The following is a 23,422-nucleotide window of genomic DNA, read 5'->3' on the forward strand; positions in this document are numbered from 1 at the left end:
CCGATTAGAATACTGCCTTTGAAACCCAAAGTGAAAGCAAAACTCCAGAAAGAAGTCCAAGAATAGCGTATGTTTCAACAAGTGCAGGAAGTAATATTGCACGGCCACTTTCTTCAGGTCTCTTTGCAGTTAAGTCAATCGCACTTATTGCTGAATGAGCCTGGTCAAGTGCTGTCTTAAATTCAACAAATCCAATAAGAATTCCTACAAGTAACATTACAATGCCTTGTGCAAGGCTTGCCTTTGGAGTTCCTGCGATAAAGCCAAAGAACTGAAGCATAAGGAACATTACAACAAATGCATAGAACCCCTGAGTTCCTGGAAGTGCCATAGCGACAAGCATTTTACCAAAAAGTTCTGGCTTTTCTGAAAGAGCTCCACCTGCATGTGCAGTTGTTCTTCTAATTCCAATACTGGAGCCAATTGCTCCCATTACAGCAGTAATAGCAGCACTAAATGCAACTAACATTACACCGTTAATTCCGTTCATTTTACCTAACCTCCTCATGTTTTTTGTTTAATCTTATATTTTTAAATTCAAACCCAAGGGGCTTGAATTCATAACCACCAAGGTCATAGAACCTACCAAAAAATTCAAGAAAATTCAAACGCATCGAGTGTATGAAGGCACCCAAGATGTTCATAAATAGGGCAAACGAATGTAGCGCAAGGAGTACCAAAATTGTAACTAAAACTCCAACAGGTCCAAACATTTCTCCAATTACTTTTGCCATAAGATTAAAGGACGAAGCAAGAATACCAGAACTTAAACCAAGTGCAAACAATCTTAAATAGGAAAGGGAATCGCCAAGAAAACCTGATATACCATAAGAACTTCTTATGCCATACAGGTTTACAAGGGCTGCAATTGGCTTGAATAGAGGGGTTCTTATGGACATCCAGCCTCCAATAAGAATAAGTATTAACCCTCCTATAAGAAGTATATTATCTATTAACTTGAGAGTTGGGTTTGTCCCAACGAGAACAAGCAGCACAAGTCCCGGTAAGAAAAGAAGCCACCCAAGACCGTTAAAAATTGCATCTAAGAAACTTCTATTTTTTATTTTAACTATTATACTAATGAGTATCCCGATCATTTGTGATATAAAGCCAATAATAAGGGAAAGAACCATAAATTTAACTGAACCGTCAGGTGAAGCAGGATCAATTATCATCAATTTTGACATAACTTTTGTAAGAATGAAGTTGGGGAAATATGTGGGAAGAAGGTTGCCAAAAAAGGAATTTGTAAAAATCCCTACCACAACAGACATCAAACCCCCATAGAAAAGTATCATAAAGAATTTCCATGCTCCGATGTTTTTCCTATACTTATTTGCATATATAAGACCAAAAAGCGCTAAGATAAGTCCATATCCTGCATCTCCAAGCGCAAAACCAAAGAAAGTTGTAAACAATATAGCAACAACCATCGTTGGATCTATATTGCTATAAGAAGGTAAACCAAATAACCTTATAAGAAATTCAAAAGGCCTAAATATAATAGAATTTCTAAGGCTCACAGGAATAAGGTCGTTAGGTCCAGTTTCAAGTTCAAGCATTGTAAAATTAAGTTTATCTGCAATACTCTCTAATTCATTAAATTGATTTTCTTTAACATATCCCCTAACAACAAGGGCTGTTTTTCCTTCAAGGAAATGAGATATTGACTTTTCTTTAAGTGAAAGCGAACGATAATAATCTTCTAAAATTAGAAGGTTTCTCTTTTCTTTAAACAATTCGGTTACCTTTGAAGTAATTATTCCACGCTCTTCCTCAAGCTTTCTAAATGATTTTTCGATGCTTTCTGCTTCCTCTTCAAAGTACCCTGAAAAATCCTGTGGTGGAGTTAAGATTTCAATAGAGTAGTCCTTGATAAGTTCCAAAACTATGTCTCTCTTTTCATTTAAATAAAGAACAAATATCATACTTTTGTTTTTGTCAGACCTAAAAACATACACAAATAGGTTTTCTGCTCTTTCATCGCTATTAAATTTTTCGAGTTCTTTAGTTTTTATTGTGCCTATAAAAGAAGAGGTTCTTTTTGTCCCTTTGAGAATTGAAAACTGGAACGGGAAACCTGAAAAAACCATTAAATTCTTTTTAGCATCAAGGAGTTTTGCACTCTCTCCCTCAATTTCATGAAATCTATTTTTTAGCGAAATAATCTCTTTATAAAATTTATCAAGATTGAAATTATTTATAACACTGTTAAATTCATCAATATCGACATCAAAATCTTGAGGTAAGAATCCCTGGATGAAACCCCGTTTATCAAGGTTGAACTCTTTGAATACAGAAAGAATTGAAGAAATCTTATAAAGTTCGTCTTCAAAAGTTTTCTCCGGAATTGATGCCTTGAAATTTGAGTAATTTGAAAGAATTTCTTCGGAAACGCTTTCAATATGGAATGTATTTAATTCAAAAAGGGTATCTAAAAGCGTCTTTTTCTTATCTACACTTCCAATGAGTGCAACTTTTTTAACCTTCTCTATTGCCATAGTCTAAAACCTCTTTTGTGTATTTTTGAAGAAGGTCATGCTCTTTTAACTCAGACTGCTTCTCAAGATTCTCAAGTTCTTTCAAAAAATTAGCTTTGAAAGTATCGATTTCTTTTCTTAAATTGCTAAACTGGATGCTTTTGTAGTTTTCAATTTCTGCATTTAACTTTTCTTCCATCCCAGACTTCAATTCCTGCATTTTTTTCTTGTAGTTTTCTCTCAAAGCTTTTACGGTTTCTTCTGCATCCTTAAGGATCTTTTCGCCTTCTTCTTCAAACTCCCTTACCGTGTTTAATAGGTCTCTTTCAAGCATAGTTACTCTCCTTTCACGACCCTTATTGCAATTTCACTTCCATATCTAATAGACCCTTGAACAAGACCGCCTTTTTCAAAAACCTCCTGCGTAAACTCTATACATTCGTCATTTATTATCATTCCTGGTGCAAGAACGGGGATACCAGGCGGATATGGAGCAACAATACCCCACGAAACTTTTCCCTTAGACTCTCTTAAAGGAACAACCTCAAACTCTTTTTGGAACGCTTCGAAAGGAAGCATTGCAAACTGAGGCGCTTCAGGGAATTTTGGCATCCTAACACTGCTTTTCTCTTTTCTTGGTTCTATTCTCTTAAGCACAGAAACTAAAGTATCTATATCCCTCTTTGATGTCCCAATTGTGATAAACAGGAGGACATTCTGGAGGTCTGCAAGTTCTATTTCAATGCCATTCTTATTTAAAATGTGCTCAAACTCAAATCCCGAGTACCCTAACTCCTGAACATTGATTGTGAGTTTTATTGGGTCAAAAGCATAAATATCTTTCCCATTAACGATTTTTTCAGTAATGACTTTGAATCCATCAAGTTGTGAAATGCGCTCTCTTGCATACTCTGCAACTTCAATTGCTTTGTCCCACATTTCTTTTCCATGGAGAGCCATTTCACGCCTTGCAACATCCAGAGCAGTCATAAAAATATAAGAAGGACTTGAACTCTCGATAATACTCAATATTTGTTCGATTCTATCTATATTCACATCTTTAGATGGTATATGCAAGAATGATGTTTGAGTAAGTGTTGGAAGCGTTTTGTGTGCGCTCTGAGTTACCAAATCTGCACCTAAATATATTGCAGATTTTGGAAACTTTGGATTAAAGGGGAAATGGGCACCATGCGCTTCATCAACAAGCGCACGCATTCCGTTATCATGGGCAAGGTCAATTATATCTTTTATCCTTCCCTGTAAACCATAGTAGTTTGGTGTAGTTACTAAAACTGCTCTTGCATCAGGGTTTTCCTTTATTGCCTTTTCAATCGACTCTGGAGTTACATTAGTTATAATCCCAAATTCCTCGTTGAACTCAGGCTGGACAAAAACTGGTTTCGCCTTTGCAAGAACAATTCCACCAATAACAGACCTGTGAGAATTTCTTCCTATTATTATTTTTTCATTTTCTCTAACCGAATCAAGAATCATCGCATGAACGCCAGCAGTCGTGCCATTAACAAGGAAAATAGTTGCCTCAGTCCCATACAGGCTACTTGCAAGGTTTTCTGCTTCTCTTATAACACCCTGGGCATAATGAAGATAATCAAGACCTGAAACTTCCGTTAAATCGAAATCAAAAAACTTGTCGCCAAAGAGCCTTTTTAATATCTTCGGTGCTCCTTTCCCTTGAGAGTGACCGGGCATATGGAAAGGAATCATTTTACGCTTGATGTATTTCGAGACTGCTTCGTATAAAGGCGCACGCTCTTGTTCCACTCTTACCTCCATATTCTTATTCGTTAATGGTCGGGATGGTGGGATTCGAACCCACGACCTCTTGGTCCCGAACCAAGCGCTCTAACCAAACTGGGCCACATCCCGTAGTGGTCGGGGCGAGAAGATTCGAACTTCCGACCCCCTGCACCCCATGCAGGTGCGCTTACCAAACTGCGCCACGCCCCGACAACCTAACTTATTGACCCGATAAATTATATGAAAACTTTTTAAATTTGCAACACTTTAAAAGCCTTAAGCAGAGAATAAGCCGGATTCTGTACCTCGAAACCGAGGTGGTAGTCATTTATCTAAGCGGCCAACCCGGTAGCATGAGGAGGGCTACTCTTCGCTACCCTATTTGGCCTTGCTCCGGGTGGGGTTTACCATGCGTAGCCCTGTCACCAGGACTACCGGTGGTCTCTTACACCGCCTTTTCACCCTTACCTTCCAAATGGAAGGCGGTTTATTTTCTGTGGCACTTTCCCTGGGGTCACCCCCGCTTGGATTTCCCAAGCACCCTGCCCTCAGGAGTCCGGACTTTCCTCAGAAGGTGTTAACCTTCTGCGACTACCTTCCCTACTTAAGGCTTAAAACTATTCTATCTTTAAGTATAGTATTTTTCCACAAATTTCGCAACGTATAATAGCGTCGCCCTTTGTTTCTTTCAAAAGTTCAACAGCTTCAAGAGACAACTTTACGCCACAATTTCCACAATGACCGTGATCAACTTCCGTTATTGCGCCATCTGGAAAATCTTCTCTTACAGAAAGGTATTCCCTTACGAAATCACTTGGGAGACTTGAAAGGACGCTTTCAAATTCCTTTTCTATTGTTCCTTTCTCTTCTTTAATTTCACGTTCGAGTCTTTCGTACTCATCTTTAACATTTTCGTATCTGCTGTTCAATTCTTTAATTTTGTTGTTAATTTCGTTTATCTTATCGTCTTTTTCCTTGATTTCTGTTTCAACAAAAGAAAGACTCTTCTTCAACTCCTCAAGTTTTGTAGTTAAATTTTCCTCAGTTTTCTTTGCTGCTTTTAATTCCTTTTGTGTCTTAAATTGGTTCGATTCAATTGCAGATTGAATACTTTTAAGTTCACGCTCAGTTTCTTCAATTTCACGTTCAATCTCGTTTTTTCTCTTTACAAATCCAGATTTTGAAAGATTTATTTCATCAATTTCGCCTGAAAGTTCTTTAACCTGTTCCTCAATATTGAGTTCCTCTTCGATTTCTTTAACTCGTTTTTCCTTCGCTTTAGTAAGGGACAGTTTAGTTTCTATTTCGTAAAGTTTCTCAAGATATGACATAATTTCCTCCAAAAATGGTGGGCCCGCTTGGATTCGAACCAAGAACCAATTGGTTATGAGCCAACCGCTCTGCCGTTGAGCTACGGGCCCAGATTCAAGTGCATAACTATTTTACACAAAAGTAATTTTTAGTCAAGAGCAAAATTGAGGGGAGTTTCCTCCCCTCAAGAAGAATAATTCATCTATAAAAATTACTTTGAGTACTCTGCTACTTTGCCCTCTTTTACAAAGTGGCAGGCAACATAGTGACCTGAGCCAACATCGATTAATGGTGGCTCTTTTTCTGCGCAAATATCCTTTGCGAATCGGCAACGAGTTCTAAACCTACAACCAGATGGAGGATTGATTGGCGATGGAATATCTCCCTGAAGGAGTATCCTCTCCTTCTTTATCTCTGGGTCTGGTATGGGGATTGCAGAAAGAAGTGCCTGTGTATATGGATGAAGAGGTGTTGTAAATAGTTCTTTTGTCTCTGCAACTTCCATAAGTTTTCCAAGGTACATAACACCAATTCTATCGGAAACATGTCTTACAACAGCGAGGTTATGTGCAACAAGCAGATATGTTAAAGCAAGTTTTTGCTGTAACTCGAGAAGAAGGTTTAAAACCTGTGCCTGAATTGATGCATCAAGTGCAGATACGGGCTCGTCTGCTACAATAAATTTAGGATTTAATACGATTGCTCTTGCAATACCTATCCTCTGTCTCTGACCGCCCGAAAATTCGTGTGGATATCTTCTCAGATACTCAGGGCGAAGCCCTACAAGTTTCATTATTTCAACAACTCTTTCTTCCTGCTCTTTCCTGTCGCCAATACGATGCACCAGAAGGGGCTCACGAATTATTTCACCTATAGGCATCCTCGGATTAAGTGAACCATAGGGGTCCTGGAATATAATCTGCATTTCCCTTCGTATAGGTCTCAATTTACTTTCAGGAAGTTTTGTAATATCTTTGCCATCAAAGATAATTTTACCTTTTGTTGGCTCTATTAGTCTAATTATTGTTTTTCCAGCAGTGGTCTTTCCACTTCCACTTTCTCCCACAAGTCCAAATGTTTCTCCTTCAAAAATATGGAAACTTATGTCATCAACAGCCTTAACCCAGCCTACCGGCCTTGAAAAAACACCACCCAAAACAGGGAAGTGCTTAACAAGATTCTGAACCTCAAGTAATTTTTTCATGCGTTAGCCTCCTTCTCCACAGCAACCGGATGGAAACACCTTACAAGGTGCCCTGGTTCAATTTCAACAAGTTCTGGCATCTCTTTTCTACAACGTTCAGTTGCAAATGGGCATCTTGGGTTGAAGTGACAGCCACTTGGCATCCTGTACGGGTTTGGAACCATTCCTTCTATCGCTGGAAGTGGTGTTTTTGTCTTTTCAGTCTTCAAACTCGGGACTGAACTTAAAAGCCCATAGGTATATGGATGTCGTGGACGCTTAAAAATCGAATACACATCGCCATATTCAACTATTTTTCCAGTGTATGCAACTGCAACTGAATTCGCCATTTCTGCAACAAGAGCAAGGTCGTGAGTTATAAAAAGTATTGCCATTCCTGTTTTTCTCTGGAGGTCTTTCATAAGTTCAAGGATTTGCGCCTGAATTGTTACATCCAATGCAGTAGTTGCTTCATCTGAGATAAGAAGATCGGGGTTACAGGACATAGCCATTGCAATCATTACCCTCTGTCTCATTCCACCGCTCAACTCGTGTGGATATTGGTTAAATCGTCTCTCGGGCTCTGGAATTCCAACAAGCCTCAAGAGTTCTATTGTTTTCTTCTTTGCTTCTTCCTCACTTACATCCTGGTGTACTAAGATTGCTTCCATTATCTGATCGCCAACAGTATAAACAGGGTTAAGCGAGGTCATAGGCTCCTGGAAGATCATTCCAATTTCAGCACCTCTAATTTTTCTCATTTGTTCTGGTGTTTTCTTCACAAGGTCTTCGCCTTTAAAGATAATTTCTCCACCAACAATTTTCCCAGGCACATCAACAAGCTGCATAATCGACATTGATGCAACCGATTTTCCACAGCCACTTTCTCCAACAAGCCCGAGAACTTCACCCTTGTGAATTGTAAAACTCATTCCGTCAACTGCCTTAACAACTCCGTCATCTGTAAAAAAGTATGTCTTAAGATCTCTTACATCAAGTAAAACTTCTCCTCTTTCCATCTCTCACCTACCTATATAACCTTGGGTCCATAGCATCTCTTAATCCATCGCCAAGGTAGTTAAAAGCAAGAACTGTTATAAACATAGCAATACCTGGGGACCACACAAGCCATGGTGCAATCGCCATAGCATACTCGGCATTTTGAAGCATATTTCCCCAGGAAGGTGTTGGAGGCATAACACCGAAGCCAAGGAAACTCAGTGCTGCCTCATAAATAATATTTCCACCTACACCAAGTGTTGCAGATACGATAATTGGTGCAAGGGAATTTGGAAGTATATGTCTCCAGATAATTCTGTTGTTCGAAACACCTATCGCTCGTGCTGCTTCAACATACTCATTTTCTCTTAACGAAAGGAACATTCCTCTTACTATTCTTGCGTCGGTCATCCAGCCAAATATTGCAATGACCAATACAATTTTCCAGACACCAGAGCCAGGAATAACAGCAGAAAGAACGATTAAAAGTGGCATAACAGGTATTGAGAACATGATATCCGTGAATCTCATAAGAAGAGTATCGAGGATTCCGCCATAATAGCCAGCATATGCTCCTACAATTATTCCTATAACAAGAGCAGAAAAAACTGAAGAAAATCCAACCAAAAGTGAAATTCTTCCACCATATAGTAGACGCGTCAAAACATCTCTTCCAAGTTCATCTGTCCCAAGTGGGTGTTTCAAACTTGGTGGCTGCATAACTTCTTCAGTTGAACCAAGTGCTGCAACATGATAAGGGGAAAGATAGGGTCCAACAACACAAGCAAGTATTATGAGAATCAATACAACAAGCGAAATCATTGCAAGTTTGTGCTTTCTTAATCTTTTCCCAACAAGATACCAGTATGTTTCAACTCTACCGGTTAATACTTCTTCTACTTTTGTCGCTTCAACTGCCATATCATACCTCCTAACTGTACCTTATACGAGGATCAACAACAGCGTAAAGTAAATCTGCAATAAGGTTACCAATTATAAGAAGGGTGGATTCAAGAATCAAACAAACCATCGCAACAGGATAGTCGTTTGAAAGCATTGCTTGAACTGTAAGCCTTCCCATACCTGGAATGCTGAAAATAGTTTCGGTTATTGTAGCGCCAGATATAACTGCAGGTAAGGAAAGTCCTAAAAGTGTAATAATCGGAATAAGTGCGTTCCTTAAAGCATGTTTAAAAATAACAGTCCTTTCAGGAAGTCCTTTTGCTCTTGCGGTTCTTACATAGTCCTGCTTTATAACCTCAAGCATGGAACTTCTTGCATAACGCATCCAGGAACCCATATCAAAAAGGGAAAGAACAGTCACGGGTAGAATCATATATTTCAACTGGTCCAGGAATCTTACCCAAAAAGGCGCTGTTTCAATTCCTGGAGTCATTACTCCTCCTATTGGAAGCCAACCCAATCTAACTCCAAAAATCATCATAAGAATAAAGCCAAACCAGAATGTCGGCATCGACATACCAAAAAATGCAATAAAAGTAAAGAAATAATCAAAGAATGTGTACTGGTGAAGTGCAGAATAAATACCAATAGGAACAGCAATAACAAAAGAAATAACTAATGATGCAATAGAAAACCTTAAAGTATAATTTATAGCAGTTCCTATTAATTCCGTTACTGGTTTACCACCTGCAAAAATGGAAACACCCCAGTTGCCTGTAATCATTGACCAGAACCACTTAAAGAACCTTATATAAACAGGTCTGTCAAACCCCCAGGCATGTCTTAATCTTTCAACATCCGCTGGCTTAATCCTTGGATTTAACAGCATCTCCTTAAAAGGATCACCAACTAAACTTAAAACAAAAAATGTAACAAGTGCAACCCCTATAAAAAGCGGTATCATTTGCAGAATTCTTCTTATAAGATAGTTTCTCACTTTTTCCTAAGCCTCCTTGCCTTAAAAATAGGGGGCCTCTTTGCGGAGGCCCCCGCAAAGTCACACTAAACTATATATTATTTCTTCTCCCAATACCAGAGTTCTGAGTTGTATGTATAAGTTATTGTCGATGAAAGAACAAATCCAAAACCAGCCATTGCAAGATTCTTCTTTACTGTAAAGATATCAGTCCACTGGTTCAAGCCAATTTGAGGAACAAGATCTGCAAGTCTTTGCTCTGCAATGTAGTAGTTCTTCTGACGGACTGTTGGGTCAACTTCGTGAGTTGCTTTGTAGATTGCATCGTCAAGGGTTGGGTCAGAAATACCCATGTAGTTCTGACCTTGCCAGTTATTTGCTTCTGTTGGGATTTGTGAGGAGTGATAGAGCGTAAATCCACCTGGATCAAGTGGGTCGCCACCCCATGCAAACATTGCAATTTGGAACATTCTGTGAGTTGTGTATGTACCAAAGAAGTAAGTAGAAGACAAGAATTTTGTCTGGATGTCGATACCAATCTTCTTAAGTTGTGCTTGTATTACAGTTGCTTCGTCCTTTCTATCCTGACGGGTTGTTGTTGAAAGTTCAAGAGTTAACTTCTTACCATCTTTGTACCTGTAACCATCTGAACCCATCTTCCAGCCTGCATCATCAAGAAGTTTATTTGCCATCGCAGGGTCATAACCTGGAAGAACTGCTTTTGGATTCCTGTAGTATTCGTTTAAAAGACCGATGTATGGCCAATGAACTACCTTTCTTTGACCTAAGAATACACGGTTGTTGAGGTCATCATAGTCAATACCGTAAGCAATTGCTTTACGAACTCTTACATCTGAAAGAATTGGATCTGTGACATTAAGTTCAAAGTGCTCCCAGTAGGCTGATGGGATTCTTTGAACGTTAATTGTAGGAATCTTCTCTGCTTGTGCTGCTTCTTTAACACCAAGACCAAGGAGAGTAAGGTCAAGTTTTCCTGCAAGGACGTTCATAAGCATTGTATTTGTATCTGGTATCCACTGATAAACAAATTTTTGTATAAGTGGCTTTGAACCAGCCCAACCAAACCAGTATGGATTTGGAACAAGGGAGAGATATGAACCCTGAACCCACTGTTCAATCTTATATGGACCACAGTGAACGGGTTTATTTGCTAAATCTGATGAAGTAATTTGTTCAAGAGGGGTTGAAGCCCAGAAGTGCTTTGGATAAATTGGAAGTCCACCATTTGCATACGGTGTTGTTTCTTTCCAGGTTACAACCATTGTATATGGATCTGGAAATTCAATCTTTTCAATTTTATCAAACGGGTCGGTTGTTGGGATTTGAGGAATTTTACCCGAAAGGATGATATCGTAAACTGCAAAGTTAATATCATCTTTATAGTTTACAGGAACTCCATCAGACCACTTTACACCCTTCCTGAGATAGTAAGTAGTCTTCATCCACGTTTTCCCATTCACATCGTACGTTGTCCAGGTGCCATCCTTAAAGTTAGGCACATTAAGAGCCATACGTGGTGCAAGTGTTCCATTCGGATATTCAAAAATAAGACCATCCTGATACTGTGCTACAATATTCATTGCAGCAGTCATTGATGTAGCAAACCCAAGTAAGGAATCAGGTTCCTGTGTTTGTCCAATAATAACAGTTCCGCCAACTTGTGGAGGAACCATAATCTTATAGATTGCAAATGCGCATTCTGCTCTTGTTGCTGCCATTGTTGGGTCAACAGTTCCTTCCTTCATGTGATAGGTAAGAATCTGGATATCAGGTCTGTATGCAAGAGTTACTGCACCAACTGCCCACGATGCAATCTTTTTCCAGTCATTTGCCCAAACGATTGGTTCGCCTTTCCAGGCATTTGCTTCTGCTTCTTTACCAAGTACTCTTACTCCAAGAACCGCAAGTTCTTGTCTTGTAATGGAGTTTGCTGGCTTGAATGTGCCATCAGCATAACCTTTAATATAACCTGCTTTTACTGCTGCTTCAACATAACCAAATGACCAACGATCTGCCCCTACATCTTTAAATGTTGGAGTTGCAGGTTTTACCTCTTTCAAGCCTTTTGCGATGCAAATCATTTTCGCAAACTGCTCTCTTGTTACTGGATCTTCTGGCTTAAAAGTGCCATCTGAATAACCTGCAATAACACCCTTTGATACGAGGTAGTCAATCTGGTCTTTTGCCCAGTAATCAGCAGGTACATCTTTAAAACCTGCAGCAGAAACTGGCAATGGTCTTACCGCAAAAAGCGTTAAAACCATTGCTAATGCCAATACTACTCCTAATACTTTCTTCATCCTCATACCTCCTTCTTCTTTTAGTTTTTTTAACGAAACTTTTCGAAAGTTTTTTGCCAACTTTCACCTCCTTTAATGTAAACTTTCAAAACCTAATGGTAACTGCAAACTCCATATATTATTATACAGAAATTGTCGAGATTGCAAATATAAAGAAAACTTAACTTGATAAAGTGTTTTTTCATTGCTTTTGTAAACCTGGTCAAAAGTTAGGTGCTCAAAATTATTGAGAGGCGATACATCAAACAATACTTCAAATATTTTTAAAAGTACAGATAAAATATAAGAGTTTTCCTTACCCTTCTCTTCTCTAAAAGAGCTGAGAGCTTTCAAAAAAACTTTCTCTTTGGATTCTTGAGGATTGCGTTTCTTTTCTTTTAAAAGCATTGCAACTTCAAAGACATCAACATCCTGAGATGTAAATTTACTGAAATCAGGTGTTTCATCTTTCAAAAACTTATCTAACACCTTATCAAATTCATCAAATTTTTCATCCATATTACTCATTAATCATCTCCTCGATAATCTCTTTTAATCTTTTTAACGCCCTATACTGTAAAACCTTCGTTGCATCTTCAGTTTTGTTAAGAATGTCCGCTATCTCTTTAATGCTTTTCCTTTCATAGAAGCGCAATTTAATAATTTCTTTGTACTGCTCAGGAAGTAAATTTAATGCCTCCCTTACTAATTTGTTTATATACTCATTTGCGAAAGTTTCATATGGGTCGCTTAGAATTGGCTCATAGTACTTATCAAACTTTTCCTCAAGGTCAAGAGTCTCTTTCCCAAGATTCCTTCTAAACCAATCTCTTACCAAATTTCTTTCAATTGCATAGAGCCAGGTATCTATGTGATATCCATCCCTTAATTCAAACGAAGGAAGTGACTTTATAAATTTCAAAAATGTTTCAGAAGTAATATCCTCAGCAATATCTTTCATTTTAATCCTTCTATATGCATAGTTAAAAATCCTTGCATAGTAGTATTCAAAAAACTCCCTAAAAGCAACTTCATCTCCATTTTTTAACCTTTCTAAAACCTTCCTTTCGTCCAATCCTTTCTCCTATATACGCAAAATATTCAAAAAGGTTACACTAAAAATTACCAACAATTTCACCAACTTTGAAAAGTTTCGGCGTTAAAACAACTATAAATGACTTAAACTCACTAAAATCAGGGTCATCCACCTTTACTAACAAAAGACCTGAATCATCTTGAATAATTTTAACTTTTAGGTCTTTTATCACATTTCCATTAACGATGTAAACAAAATCTTCTCCGTTCTTTTTAACAATAGCATTCTTTGGAACTTTAAAACCATAAACAATACTATCTAAAATTTTTATACGCTTTTCCATCGAAAAAATTTCAGGCAAAAAATCCGATATTCTGTAAAATGCATAATTCTCGTCTTTAGAAACAAACACTGCGTTAGCCTTTACAAAATCGCTTATGTATATACTAATGGTATCGGGTGGTTGCTCATTGTATGGGATTGCAAGAATCGCATCGCTTAAAATAATTGAAGCAAAAGGTGAACCAACTTTAACATCTTTCCTTGAATTCCACTCAAACTTAAATTCGCTATTAACTGAAAGAAGTTCGTTAAAGCTCTTGCATTCCTTATTCACGAAACCCTTTAAAAGGTATCCACTTGCAGGAGAAGTAATTTCTACGATACCATTTTTTGTAGAAAGTATTGCTATAATTTCTCCTCTTTGCACATAATCAAAATTCTCTCTAAGAAACTGGACATCACCTTCGTCGGGTGCAACAATATTAGTTGCGCAAAAAAGTAATTTAAAATTAACTTCGCTATATACTTCGTAATAAGACAAATTTACAGCATAAAATCTAACAATATTCTTTCTAATAAAAGACCTTACATCATTTGCAAGACCGAGAAAAATGACTAATATTATAAGGATTGCAATAATTACTACAATTTTCTTTTGCATTCACTACTGTTTTCTTTTCCTTAAGAACGCTGGTATTTCAAAGTCACCTGTATCAAAATTTTCTTCAAATTTGACAACCTTTTCCCTGGGCTTTTCTTCCTGGACCTTGTCAAAACCTGCCGCAATAAGAGAAACCCTTACCTCATCCTCAAGATCCTCCTGAAGAACTGTCCCGAAGATAAGATTTGCGTTATCACCAACAGTCTCCCTTACAAATGTTGAGGCTTCGTTAACTTCGTAAAGTGTCAGGTTTTTCCCACCTGTAATGTTCAGTAACACCCTTGTTGCACCTGTTATCGAATATTCAAGCAACGGACTCGAAATAGCCTGTTTTGCAGCATCAACTGCACGATTTTCTCCCCTACCTGCGCCAATTCCAAACCATGCATTTCCTGCGCCTGTAAGGGTCGTTCTTACATCAGCAAAATCAACATTTATAAGTCCTGGCTTTGTTATAATCTCAGAGATGCCCTTAACAGCGTAGAAAAGAACATTATCTGCTATCCTGAACGCCTCATTAATGGGCGTTTTCTTGTCGATTATTTTAAGGAGTTTGTCGTTAGATATAATAATAAGAGTATCAACAAACTGCAATAAAGCCTTTATTCCTTCCTCAGCTTGTTGCATTCTCTGTCTTCCCTCAAATGTAAATGGACGAGTTACAACAGCAACGGTAAGAATTCCCAACTCTTTTGCAATTGAAGCAATAACCGGGCTTGCACCTGTCCCTGTGCCTCCACCCATACCTGCAGTAATAAAAACAAGGTCTGCCCCTTCTATAACTTTTCTAAGTTCATCTTTGCTTTCTTCGGCAGATTTTCTTCCAACTTCAGGATAACTTCCTGCACCAAGCCCTCCAGTTGTTCTTGGGCCAATCTGCACCTTCTTTTCTGCCTTGTTAAGTGAAAGCACCTGGACATCGGTATTCACCGCTATAAACTCGACACCGTCGATGCCCTCGTCGATCATCCTATTTATAGCATTACCTCCACCACCGCCAACGCCCAAAACCTTTATTCTTGCTTGCGCCGCCTTCCATGGATCCATATCAAACATAAAAAACCTCCTATTCAAATATATCTTTTAGCCAGGAAAATCCCGAGAAATGATTCCTTGGCCTTTTTTGTTCGCTACCTTCAGAAAGCGCATAAAGAATCAAGCCTATAGAAGTTGCATATTCTGGATCGCTTAGGATATCTGAAAATGTGTATTCTCCTCTTGGAATACCTAACCTAACAGGGACTTCCAAAATAGATTCGGCTCTCTTTACGAAATTCCTGAGTTTTGAACAGCCTCCGGTAAAAACAACACCAGAGTGCAAGGCACCCCAGTAACCAGACTTTATTAACTCAAGTTTTACCGCCTGCAGGATTTCATCAACCCTTGCCGTTATAACTTCCGCAAGGTATGAAGAGTCTATTGTCAGTTTTTCTTCTGTTCCTATACGAGAAACCTCAATATTACTTCCTTCAGTATCATCGTTAGTTATTGCGAATCCAAAGTCCTTTTTGATTCTTTCTGCTTCGTCAAGCGATATGCGCAAAGCGTAGGCAATATCTTTTGTTATATATTCGCCACCAATGGGAAGTACAGATGTATGTGCAATCGCTCCATTAACAAAAACCGCAATGTCGCCTGTTCCTGCACCTATATCTACAAGAGCAACTCCAAGTTCCTTCTCCTGTTCCTTAAGAGTTGATAGAGATGATGCAAGGGATTGAAGGACAAAAGCCTCTTTCTTTAGAGCAACCATAGAGATTACTTTTTCAATATTGTAGAGGACCGTTGAAGAACCTGTAACAATATGAACTTCCTCCTCCAGTTTAATGCCTGACATTCCTATGGGATTTCTTATGCCACCTTGCCCATCAATTATAAACTGCCTTGGAATCGAATGAATCACTCGTTGATTTGCTTGAAGCAAAAGAACTCTTGCAGATTCCTCAACCCTTTTTATATCATCTTTGGAAATCTCCCTTCCCTCCTTAGATACAATTATGCTTCCTTTATTATTAAGAGAAAAGATATGGGTTCCTGAAACCGAAACATAAACATTTTGAGCCTTTTTCCCTGCCATTGTCTCTGCGGCTTTTTTTGCCTGCATTACCGCTTCCGATGCCTTATTCAAATCAATAACTACACCTTTACTTACACTTTTGGAAGGGACAGTTCCAACACCAATAATTGAGGCATTGCCATCACTCAGTTCCCCTATAAGAAACTTTATAGTTTGGCTGCCAAGGTCGAGTGCCGAAACGATTCTATCCATTCTCCCTCCATTTTATTACTGCTTGCAAATTAAATCTCAAGTCGATTTTCTCCACTTTTTTTAAATCTTTAAAAACAATCTCAGTAGTTTTAAAATACTCCTTCATCTTCAAATCGTAATCCCCTTTACCCATTATAACAAAAATCCCATTTTTATCTACAAATGCAATACTTTCATCAAAAATTTCAAAACTTTTTACAACATCAAGCAAATCTTTATTTTTAAAATACAAAAACAAATCCCCAATTTCTTTATTGTAAGATGAATGCGAAAAATTTGCAATTGCAAGAGGCAAACCTGATTCGCCTTTACTAATTAAGAATCCATTTTCTGTCAAACCATATTCTCCGTCTTTAAACCTCACATTGATTAAAGTTTTTTCGTTATAGACTATTTTTAATTTAAAAGGGGATCTTTCAAATTGAACATCTTTTTTTGGCAAAATCCCCAGATAAAAAATGCCGATTTTTCTTAAAATAGCGTCGGTTTCTATGGGGACATTAGAAGAAATACTAACATTATTTTCTAAAACAAAAATAGGGTAAGCAAAAAAGAAGATAACCAAAACTACAAACGCAAATAAAAATATAATCTTTTTCACTTTTTCCTTTGAAGGACTTCCTGCACTATAAACTCAACCAGGTCTTCAAAGGATATGTTTTCTGCTTTTGCTGCGTCTGGAACAAGGCTTGTTTCAGTAAATCCCGGAATTGTATTAACCTCAAGCACATATACATCGTTAGAGTTTGCAATCATATCAATACGCGCAAAATCTCTTAGACCAAATTCCTTGTAAATCCTCTTTGCGTATTCTTCTGCAAGTGCTTTTTGGTAAGGACTTATTCTTGCTGGAATTATGTGTTTTGACATCGAGGGGATATATTTGGATTCGAAATCGTAAAATTCGTGAGCAGGAACAATTTCAATAACTGGAAGAACATGAATATCAGGATAGTTCCCAATAACTGCAACGGTAATTTCAGTTCCTTTAATGTAGTCTTCAACGATAACAAGATTACTAAGTTCAAAGGCTTTTGCAAGACCTTCATTGTATGCTTCTTCGTTTTTTGCTATTGTTACCCCAATAGTAGAGCCTTGATCAACAGGTTTAATAACAAGTGTATTATTGCCTAAAAGTTCCGATACATACGAATAAGGTAATGCATTGTCTTTTACAAAATAAGCAAATGATGGAGTTTTAACATCAATTTCCCTGAACATAAATTTTGTGAAAAGTTTGTTCATGCAGAGAGCACTTGCAAAAACAGATGAGCCTGTGTAAGGAACACCTAAGAGTTCAAGAGCACCTTGCACAGTTCCATCTTCGCCATATTTTCCGTGCAGTGCAATAAAAACAACATCGGGCTTGGTTTCTTTTACAACATCTTCAATATGGTTTTGAAAATCGTGTTCTATTACATCGTATCCCTTTGCTCTAAGAGCATTACTAATTGCTTTTCCACTTTTAATGGATATCTCTCTCTCGGAGGATTTACCTCCGTAAAGAACAAGCACTCTTATACTCATTTCTTCCTCTCAAGCAAGTTCAAGTTTTTAAATTTTCCCACAAGTTTTATCTCAAGTTCAAGGATAAGGTCCTTGTGCTTATACACCCTTAACTGGGCTTCTCTTATAAGGTTTACCACGTCCTGTGCTGTTGCATTCCCAAGATTAACAATAAAGTTAGCATGCTTCTCGGAAATCAAGGCATCCCCAAATCTGAGACCCTTACATCCTGCCTCTTCAAGCACTTTACCTGCATAAGTTGTGGGTGGATTTTTAAAAACACTTCCTGCGCACGGCAAATTGTACGGCTGTTTTTCAAACCTTCCCCTGAGGCTTACCTCTCTTTCATGTAAAATTTCATCATAAGGCTTGCTTTCGAATGTTACAACTGCATTCAAAAGAATAAGAGGTTCTTCCTGCAAGATTGAGTATCTATAATCAAAATGGAAGTCGTCATGTTTAAATCTGTAAATTTTCCCGTTATAATCCATTACATCCGCATATTCAATCCTTGTGCTTATATAATGTGAGTTAGTTCCTGCGTTCATTGCAACAGCCCCACCAAAGGCACCTGGTATACCAAAAGCAAACTCAAATCCCCCGAGATTTCTTTTTGAGGCGTCTTCTATAAGTTTTTGCAATGGTACACCAGCCTCAACTAAAGCAATATCGTTATCAAATACCAATTTCGAGAAGCCTTCAGACATCTTAATTACAATTCCTTCAATGCCATCATCCGAAACAAGAATATTTGTGCCGTTACCAATTACGGTTACTGGAATTTTTTCTCGTCTTGCAAATTCGAGTATTCTTTTAAGGTCGTCAATATCTGAGGGAATAATTAAAATTTCCGCAGGACCTCCTATTTTAAAAGAGGTATGATTTGACATTGGTTCATTAAAATACACTCTGCCTTTTATAAGTTCTTTAACATTTTCCTGTATTTTCATCTTTCTCCTCTTAATTTTAGCATTATTTGTTCTGTAGCCAAATACACATCACCTGGTCCAAGGGTTACAACTACATCTCCTGCCTTTGCAATTCGAGAAACCAATGTTCCTACGCTTTCAAAATTAGATGCAAAGAATACATTTTTATTCGGGTTTAAAGTCTTTATCCAATCAAAAACCCTTTCGTTAGTGATACCTTCTATGGGGTTTTCAAAAGCTGTATAAATCGGAAGAACAATCACATAGTCTGCAAGATAAAAAGGCCTTGCAATTTCCTCTTTTAGAGAGAATACACGCGTATAACGGTGCGGCTGGAAAACGGCAATAATTGAAGCATTGGGATTATGTGACCTAATTGCCTTTAATGTTGCTTCAACTTCTGTTGGATGATCGGCATGGTCATCAAAAATAGTCACTCCCCTTACATTGCCAATGTATTGAAGCCTTCTTTTAGGCATAGTAAAATTGCTTAAGGCGGATTCTATTTCGGAAAAATTCACACCAAGAATCCTTCCAACAAGAATTGTTGCAAGGATATTTGAAAGATTTTGCTCTCCGAACGTGTGAACTTTTATTAAAGGAGTTTTCTCTCCAAAAACTTGAGCCATAAATGAAGTGCCATCTTTCTCGAATGAATAATCAAGAATGTGTGCATCAAAAGAAGTATCTTTAAGACTATAATAGTAAACTTTCTTATCAAGGAGCTTAGAAACCTCAAAGGCATTTGCATCATCACGGTTAACGACCAATTTTCCTGAATTTTTCATAAATTCTAAAAATGCATCCTTAAGTTTATCAAAACTCCAATCATATGCATTCAAATGATCTTTGTCTATATTCGTTACGACTCCGATTTCAGGTGTTAAAAGAAGAAAAGTTTTGTCGCTTTCATCTGACTCGATTACGAAATACTCCGCATGTTCCAGAAACCGAGAGTTTTTATAGTGATCTCCTCCTATGTAGGCATTTGAAAGGAATTTCTTTCCGACTACTTCGGCAATAAGAGATGTTGTTGTTGTTTTTCCATGGGTTCCCGCAACCACTATACTTTTATACCCTTTCGAAAGTTCTGCAAGTGCTTCGCCACGCTTCTCAACAGGAATCCCAAGTTCTTTTGCTTTCAGAATATGGGGGTTGTCTAAGGGAATTGCAGACGAATAAACTACTTTTTCGATTGAAGGATCAACTCCAAATTCCTTTGGATTTATATCAACACCAAGCCCTTTAAGATAGTGGGTTGTTTCGTTTTCCTTTACATCGATCCCGTAAACGCTATATCCGAGCGCCACATAAATCTCTGCAAGGCGCTTCATTCCAACTCCAGCCACTCCAAGCAAAAGCACTTTCTTCATTTACCTTCCTCTAAAACATCTGCAATTTTTTTCTCTGAATCCTTTGGATAATTTGCAGAGCAATCCATTTTTATTATATGAAAATTGTTTTTAAAATCTACTATTTTTTGCATTAATATTTCCTTATTAAGATCTTTCTCTTCAATAACACTCACACAACCAAAATTTTCAAAATACTTCGCATTGTAAAATTGATGATTATCCCTTGCATACGGAAAAGGAACCACAATCGAGTAAATATCGTTAAGGATTAATTCAGTAAGAGTCATTGCCCCGCCCCTTGTTACAGCAATAGATGAAACCGCATATGCATAACCCATTTCGTTTAGATAAGGAAATATTCTTAAGTTTTTGTGCTCAATTTTTCCATTAAACTCTTCGAAAAATTTCGTGCCCGTAATAAATATGACCTGTATATCTTTATCTAAAAGTTCGGGGATTATAGAAAATATAGTTTTATTTAGATTGTATGCACCACCACTTCCCCCAAAAGCAAGAAGTGTAAACTTCCTCTCAAAATTAAAAAATTTAAGCGCATTATCTTTATCAACGCTGATTACATTTTTTCGAACAGGGTTTCCAGTAAATACTCCCTTATCTAAAAAGTACTTTTTTGCATCTTCAAATCCAAGAAAAACTTTCTTTGCAAAATTCTTAAAAATGAGGTTTGTCCTTCCTGGAATTGTATTTTGTTCGTAAAGATAGATAGGAATTCCTTTAATAATTCCTGCAATAAGAACGGGAAGGGAAACATATCCACCACCACCCAAAATTGCATCAGGATGTATTTCATTAACGATTCTTAGCGCATCAAAAAAACCTTTAGTAGAAGAAATAACAAACTTGAAAAGTTTTGAAACACTCAAGTCAAATTGAGATGCCTCTATATAACGAACCTCAAAGTTGTTCCCTTTTGCAACAGTCTCTTCAATACTTCCACGCCTTCCAACAAAAAATACATTATGACCTCTTGAACGTAATTCTTCTCCTATGGGGATAAGAGGATATATGTGCCCGCCTGTGCCTCCTCCTGCAACAAGAATTTTCATCATTCAACCTCTGTTCTTGAGATATTAATTAGAATCCCAATGGCTATAAAATTTGCAAGCATATTATTAGCACCGTAACTAATAAAAGGAAGCGGAACACCAGTTGTCGGCATAAGACCTAAGTTTACTGCAATATTAATTACTGCAAACCATGCAATTCCCAATGTTAACCCCAACGCAAGTATTCTTGAAAAAATCGAACGAGCATCGTAACTTATCTTAAATCCCAAATATATGATCCCAAGATACGCAAGGATAAGAAGGATTACAAAAACCGCCCCAAACTCTTCACCAATTACAGGCAAAATAAAATCTGAAATAGAAACTGGTAAAACTGAAGGATATTTAAAAATTCCCTTCATAAAACCAACGCCTGTAATCCCTCCACGAGCAAAGGCTCTAAGTGATTGAAGTGTCTGTAATGCTTCGTCACTTGCATGCGCATATGGATTCAAAAATGCAACAACCCTCCTATGCCACTCTTTATTAAGAGGAATCATTGCTATAACCCCAAAAAGTGAAAGCAAAGAGAAGGAGAAGAACTCAAAAAGTGGCATCCCAATAATTGAAAGTAAAGAAAATCCCGTGAGGAAAAACTGTGCTGCGCTCCCCATATCGGGCTCAAAGGCAATAAGCGCTGAAACAAGAACAATAAGTGCAAAGATAATCGCATAAACCTTGGGGATTTGTTCTTCATCAATCTTGTCCCTGAATATGCGTGCAATTAGAAGAGAAATAACAATGTATGCAAACTGGGATGGCTGTATTGAAAATATTCCAATAGAAATAAATCTTGAGTTACCTTTACTAAAAAGCAAATAAACCAAAGAGAGGACGAGCACTATGTATGCAATTTTAGCAAACGAAGCAAGTTTCCTATGGTTAAAGAACGCAAAGAATATCATTAAAGCATAACCAAGGATAACAGATACGATTTGTCTTAAAATCAAGTTTGGATAAACTATGCTTAAACTTCCACTCACAATTATTCCGAACAAACTTAGGGAAACTGTAAGGAATAAAAGTGGTGTAGTGTAGGCATTTAGTATTTTTTTCATAGAGAGTTCACAATTTCTTTAAACTGGTCTCCTCTATCCTCAAAATCCCTGAACATATCAAAACTTGCACAAGCAGGTGAAAGCAATACTATATCGTTTGGCTTTGCTATACTCTTTGCAAAATCAATTGCCTCTTTCAAGCTATTAACGATAGCAAAATCATGAAAATCTGCTTTTATTGAAGCCTCTTTTAGTTGTGGTGCTGTTTGCCCTAAGAGGATTAGAAACTTCACTTTTCCTTTAAACATTTTTGCAAGTTGTGTAAAATCGTTATTCTTGCTGCTGCCACCTGCAATAAGAATTACTTTATTCTCAAAAGATTCAAGCGCTTTGATTGTTGAGTCGGGAGTAGTGGACTTTGAATCGTTTATGTAGGTTACACCATCAACAACCCTTACAAATTCAAGCCTGTGCGGTAATCCCTTGAAGGTTTTTATGCCCTTTCTTACCACATCTAATGGGACGCCCATAACAAGAGCAGAAACGACACTTGCAAGTGTATTTTGCACATTGTGAAGCCCCAAAAGTGGAATTTCACTTCTTCTTATAACTTCAACAGGTTTAGCATTTTTTGATTCTTTAAAATAAATCTTGTCATCTTTTAAATACGCTCCACTTTGAACATTTTCCTTGAGCGAGAAGAAATAAACCTTTGGCTTTACTTTATCTGCAAGGTTTTTAACTACTTCGTCATCGTAATTAAGCACTGCAAAATCGGATTCGTTTTGATTTAAGAAAATGCGTTTCTTTGCCTCTAAGTATTCTTCCATTGATTTATACCGATCAAGATGATCCTCTGTGAAATTGAGAAAAACAGAAACAACAGGGTGGTATTGCTCAATCGTCTCAAGTTGGAAACAACTTGTTTCAATAACTGCAAATTTGGGATCCGGGTTTTCAAGCAATAATTCAGCGTAAGGAGTACCTAAATTTCCCCCAACAACCGTTCGTGGTTCATATAACTTAAAAATGTGTCCCGTTAAGGCAGTTGTAGTACTTTTTCCGTTTGTTCCTGTGATTGCTATAACCTTTGTGTTTGGTGCAAACATATTTGCAAATTCAAGTTCTCCTATTATTTTAACGCCCTCTGATTGCAGTTCCTTTATTATGGGAGCGATCATCGGGATTCCAGGAGAAACTACTGCAAGGTCAAAATTTTTAGATTTGTGGAAAGTATGTTTGCCTATTTCGTAAGGAATATTGTTCTCCTTGAGAAGAGGTTCGAAAGACCTTACCTCATGGTTGTCCGCTAACTCTGTTAGATAAACATCGAATCCGTGCTTCTTTGCAAGAATACTTGCAAATACACCTGACTTCCTTCCACCAACAACAAGTATTTTCATCTA

General features: G+C 37.6%; 22 protein-coding genes, 3 tRNA genes and 1 other RNA gene. All 26 read right to left on the minus strand.

Annotated features, from left to right (window positions below):
• Positions 1-4: 4 nt before the first annotated feature.
• The 26 genes from JHC30_04110 to murD all read right to left on the minus strand — a co-directional run bounded on the left by JHC30_04110 (position 5) and on the right by murD (position 23,419).
• Entirely contained in the window at positions 5-490 is a 486-nt protein-coding gene (locus tag JHC30_04110; protein MCI4463339.1) for a hypothetical protein, read from the minus strand.
• Position 491: 1 nt separating this feature from the next.
• Positions 492-2,501 (minus strand): hypothetical protein, encoded by a 2,010-nt coding sequence (locus JHC30_04115; GenBank protein MCI4463340.1) that lies wholly within the window; start codon positions 2,499-2,501, stop codon positions 492-494.
• Entirely contained in the window at positions 2,482-2,814 is a 333-nt protein-coding gene (locus JHC30_04120; protein ID MCI4463341.1) for a hypothetical protein, read from the minus strand. Before JHC30_04120 ends, JHC30_04115 begins: the two co-directional genes overlap by 20 nt.
• Positions 2,815-2,816: 2 nt before the next feature.
• The gene (locus JHC30_04125) at positions 2,817-4,265 is read right to left on the minus strand and encodes an aminotransferase class I/II-fold pyridoxal phosphate-dependent enzyme (protein ID MCI4463342.1); all 1,449 of its coding nucleotides are present in this window, start codon (positions 4,263-4,265) and stop codon (positions 2,817-2,819) included.
• 27 nt (positions 4,266-4,292) lie between these two features.
• Positions 4,293-4,370: transfer RNA gene (locus JHC30_04130), tRNA-Pro, on the minus strand.
• 3 nt (positions 4,371-4,373) lie between these two features.
• A tRNA-Pro gene (locus JHC30_04135) sits at positions 4,374-4,451 on the minus strand.
• Positions 4,452-4,514: 63 nt separating this feature from the next.
• Positions 4,515-4,848: RNase P RNA component class A (rnpB, locus tag JHC30_04140), an RNA gene on the minus strand.
• Positions 4,849-4,858: 10 nt separating this feature from the next.
• On the minus strand, positions 4,859-5,572 hold the full coding sequence (gene grpE, locus JHC30_04145) for a nucleotide exchange factor GrpE (GenBank protein ID MCI4463343.1): 714 nt from the start codon (positions 5,570-5,572) through the stop codon (positions 4,859-4,861).
• A gap of 15 nt (positions 5,573-5,587) precedes the next feature.
• Positions 5,588-5,662 (minus strand) — tRNA-Ile (locus JHC30_04150).
• Between the two features lie 101 nt (positions 5,663-5,763).
• Positions 5,764-6,756 carry a dipeptide ABC transporter ATP-binding protein gene (locus JHC30_04155; GenBank protein MCI4463344.1) on the minus strand — a complete coding sequence of 331 codons (993 nt, stop codon included), beginning with the start codon at positions 6,754-6,756 and terminating at the stop codon, positions 5,764-5,766.
• Complete coding sequence (locus JHC30_04160; protein MCI4463345.1) at positions 6,753-7,754, minus strand: ABC transporter ATP-binding protein; 1,002 nt, start codon at positions 7,752-7,754, stop codon at positions 6,753-6,755. Before JHC30_04160 ends, JHC30_04155 begins: the two co-directional genes overlap by 4 nt.
• 7 nt (positions 7,755-7,761) lie before the next feature.
• Complete coding sequence (locus JHC30_04165) at positions 7,762-8,655, minus strand: ABC transporter permease (protein MCI4463346.1); 894 nt, start codon at positions 8,653-8,655, stop codon at positions 7,762-7,764.
• 10 nt (positions 8,656-8,665) lie between these two features.
• Positions 8,666-9,634, minus strand: coding sequence for an ABC transporter permease (locus JHC30_04170; GenBank protein MCI4463347.1), 969 nt, complete (start codon positions 9,632-9,634; stop codon positions 8,666-8,668).
• Positions 9,635-9,711: 77 nt separating this feature from the next.
• Entirely contained in the window at positions 9,712-11,934 is a 2,223-nt protein-coding gene (locus tag JHC30_04175; GenBank protein ID MCI4463348.1) for an S-layer homology domain-containing protein, read from the minus strand.
• Positions 11,935-12,006: 72 nt separating this feature from the next.
• Complete coding sequence (locus JHC30_04180; protein MCI4463349.1) at positions 12,007-12,432, minus strand: hypothetical protein; 426 nt, start codon at positions 12,430-12,432, stop codon at positions 12,007-12,009.
• A 1-nt stretch (position 12,433) separates the two neighbouring features.
• On the minus strand, positions 12,434-12,988 hold the full coding sequence (locus tag JHC30_04185; GenBank protein MCI4463350.1) for an RNA polymerase sigma factor: 555 nt from the start codon (positions 12,986-12,988) through the stop codon (positions 12,434-12,436).
• 40 nt (positions 12,989-13,028) lie between these two features.
• Entirely contained in the window at positions 13,029-13,892 is an 864-nt protein-coding gene (locus JHC30_04190; protein MCI4463351.1) for a hypothetical protein, read from the minus strand.
• A 3-nt stretch (positions 13,893-13,895) separates the two neighbouring features.
• Positions 13,896-14,948: a cell division protein FtsZ gene (ftsZ, locus tag JHC30_04195; protein ID MCI4463352.1), complete on the minus strand. Its 1,053-nt coding sequence runs from the start codon at positions 14,946-14,948 to the stop codon at positions 13,896-13,898.
• 10 nt (positions 14,949-14,958) lie between these two features.
• Entirely contained in the window at positions 14,959-16,161 is a 1,203-nt protein-coding gene (ftsA, locus tag JHC30_04200) for a cell division protein FtsA (protein ID MCI4463353.1), read from the minus strand.
• Entirely contained in the window at positions 16,154-16,762 is a 609-nt protein-coding gene (locus tag JHC30_04205; GenBank protein ID MCI4463354.1) for a hypothetical protein, read from the minus strand. Before JHC30_04205 ends, ftsA begins: the two co-directional genes overlap by 8 nt.
• The gene (locus JHC30_04210) at positions 16,759-17,688 is read right to left on the minus strand and encodes a D-alanine--D-alanine ligase (protein ID MCI4463355.1); all 930 of its coding nucleotides are present in this window, start codon (positions 17,686-17,688) and stop codon (positions 16,759-16,761) included. Before JHC30_04210 ends, JHC30_04205 begins: the two co-directional genes overlap by 4 nt.
• A complete protein-coding gene (murB, locus tag JHC30_04215) occupies positions 17,685-18,617 on the minus strand; it encodes a UDP-N-acetylmuramate dehydrogenase (protein ID MCI4463356.1) in 933 nt (310 codons plus the stop codon). Before murB ends, JHC30_04210 begins: the two co-directional genes overlap by 4 nt.
• Positions 18,614-19,969, minus strand: coding sequence for a UDP-N-acetylmuramate--L-alanine ligase (gene murC / locus JHC30_04220; GenBank protein ID MCI4463357.1), 1,356 nt, complete (start codon positions 19,967-19,969; stop codon positions 18,614-18,616). Before murC ends, murB begins: the two co-directional genes overlap by 4 nt.
• Positions 19,966-21,021, minus strand: a complete 1,056-nt coding sequence (gene murG, locus JHC30_04225) for an undecaprenyldiphospho-muramoylpentapeptide beta-N-acetylglucosaminyltransferase (protein ID MCI4463358.1) — start codon at positions 21,019-21,021, stop codon at positions 19,966-19,968. The genes murC and murG overlap by 4 nt, the downstream gene beginning before the upstream one ends.
• Positions 21,018-22,076 (minus strand): FtsW/RodA/SpoVE family cell cycle protein, encoded by a 1,059-nt coding sequence (locus JHC30_04230; GenBank protein ID MCI4463359.1) that lies wholly within the window; start codon positions 22,074-22,076, stop codon positions 21,018-21,020. The genes murG and JHC30_04230 overlap by 4 nt, the downstream gene beginning before the upstream one ends.
• Complete coding sequence (gene murD / locus JHC30_04235; protein MCI4463360.1) at positions 22,073-23,419, minus strand: UDP-N-acetylmuramoyl-L-alanine--D-glutamate ligase; 1,347 nt, start codon at positions 23,417-23,419, stop codon at positions 22,073-22,075. Before murD ends, JHC30_04230 begins: the two co-directional genes overlap by 4 nt.
• Between the last annotated feature and the right edge of the window lie 3 nt (positions 23,420-23,422).

Origin of the sequence: Caldisericum sp. (genome assembly GCA_022759145.1) — a bacterium.
GTDB lineage: Bacteria > Caldisericota > Caldisericia > Caldisericales > Caldisericaceae > Caldisericum.

Coding starts and splice junctions, on each gene's coding strand:
- JHC30_04110 (MCI4463339.1), bottom strand. CDS start 490: ATGAACGGAATTAACGGTGTAATGTTAGTTGCATTTAGTGCTGCTATT.
- JHC30_04115 (MCI4463340.1), bottom strand. CDS start 2,501: ATGGCAATAGAGAAGGTTAAAAAAGTTGCACTCATTGGAAGTGTAGAT.
- JHC30_04120 (MCI4463341.1), bottom strand. CDS start 2,814: ATGCTTGAAAGAGACCTATTAAACACGGTAAGGGAGTTTGAAGAAGAA.
- grpE (MCI4463343.1), bottom strand. CDS start 5,572: ATGTCATATCTTGAGAAACTTTACGAAATAGAAACTAAACTGTCCCTT.
- JHC30_04155 (MCI4463344.1), bottom strand. CDS start 6,756: ATGAAAAAATTACTTGAGGTTCAGAATCTTGTTAAGCACTTCCCTGTT.
- JHC30_04160 (MCI4463345.1), bottom strand. CDS start 7,754: ATGGAAAGAGGAGAAGTTTTACTTGATGTAAGAGATCTTAAGACATAC.
- JHC30_04165 (MCI4463346.1), bottom strand. CDS start 8,655: ATGGCAGTTGAAGCGACAAAAGTAGAAGAAGTATTAACCGGTAGAGTT.
- JHC30_04175 (MCI4463348.1), bottom strand. CDS start 11,934: ATGAAGAAAGTATTAGGAGTAGTATTGGCATTAGCAATGGTTTTAACG.
- JHC30_04180 (MCI4463349.1), bottom strand. CDS start 12,432: ATGGATGAAAAATTTGATGAATTTGATAAGGTGTTAGATAAGTTTTTG.
- JHC30_04190 (MCI4463351.1), bottom strand. CDS start 13,892: ATGCAAAAGAAAATTGTAGTAATTATTGCAATCCTTATAATATTAGTC.
- ftsZ (MCI4463352.1), bottom strand. CDS start 14,948: ATGTTTGATATGGATCCATGGAAGGCGGCGCAAGCAAGAATAAAGGTT.
- ftsA (MCI4463353.1), bottom strand. CDS start 16,161: ATGGATAGAATCGTTTCGGCACTCGACCTTGGCAGCCAAACTATAAAG.
- JHC30_04210 (MCI4463355.1), bottom strand. CDS start 17,688: ATGAGTATAAGAGTGCTTGTTCTTTACGGAGGTAAATCCTCCGAGAGA.
- murB (MCI4463356.1), bottom strand. CDS start 18,617: ATGAAAATACAGGAAAATGTTAAAGAACTTATAAAAGGCAGAGTGTAT.
- murC (MCI4463357.1), bottom strand. CDS start 19,969: ATGAAGAAAGTGCTTTTGCTTGGAGTGGCTGGAGTTGGAATGAAGCGC.
- murG (MCI4463358.1), bottom strand. CDS start 21,021: ATGATGAAAATTCTTGTTGCAGGAGGAGGCACAGGCGGGCACATATAT.
- JHC30_04230 (MCI4463359.1), bottom strand. CDS start 22,076: ATGAAAAAAATACTAAATGCCTACACTACACCACTTTTATTCCTTACA.
- murD (MCI4463360.1), bottom strand. CDS start 23,419: ATGAAAATACTTGTTGTTGGTGGAAGGAAGTCAGGTGTATTTGCAAGT.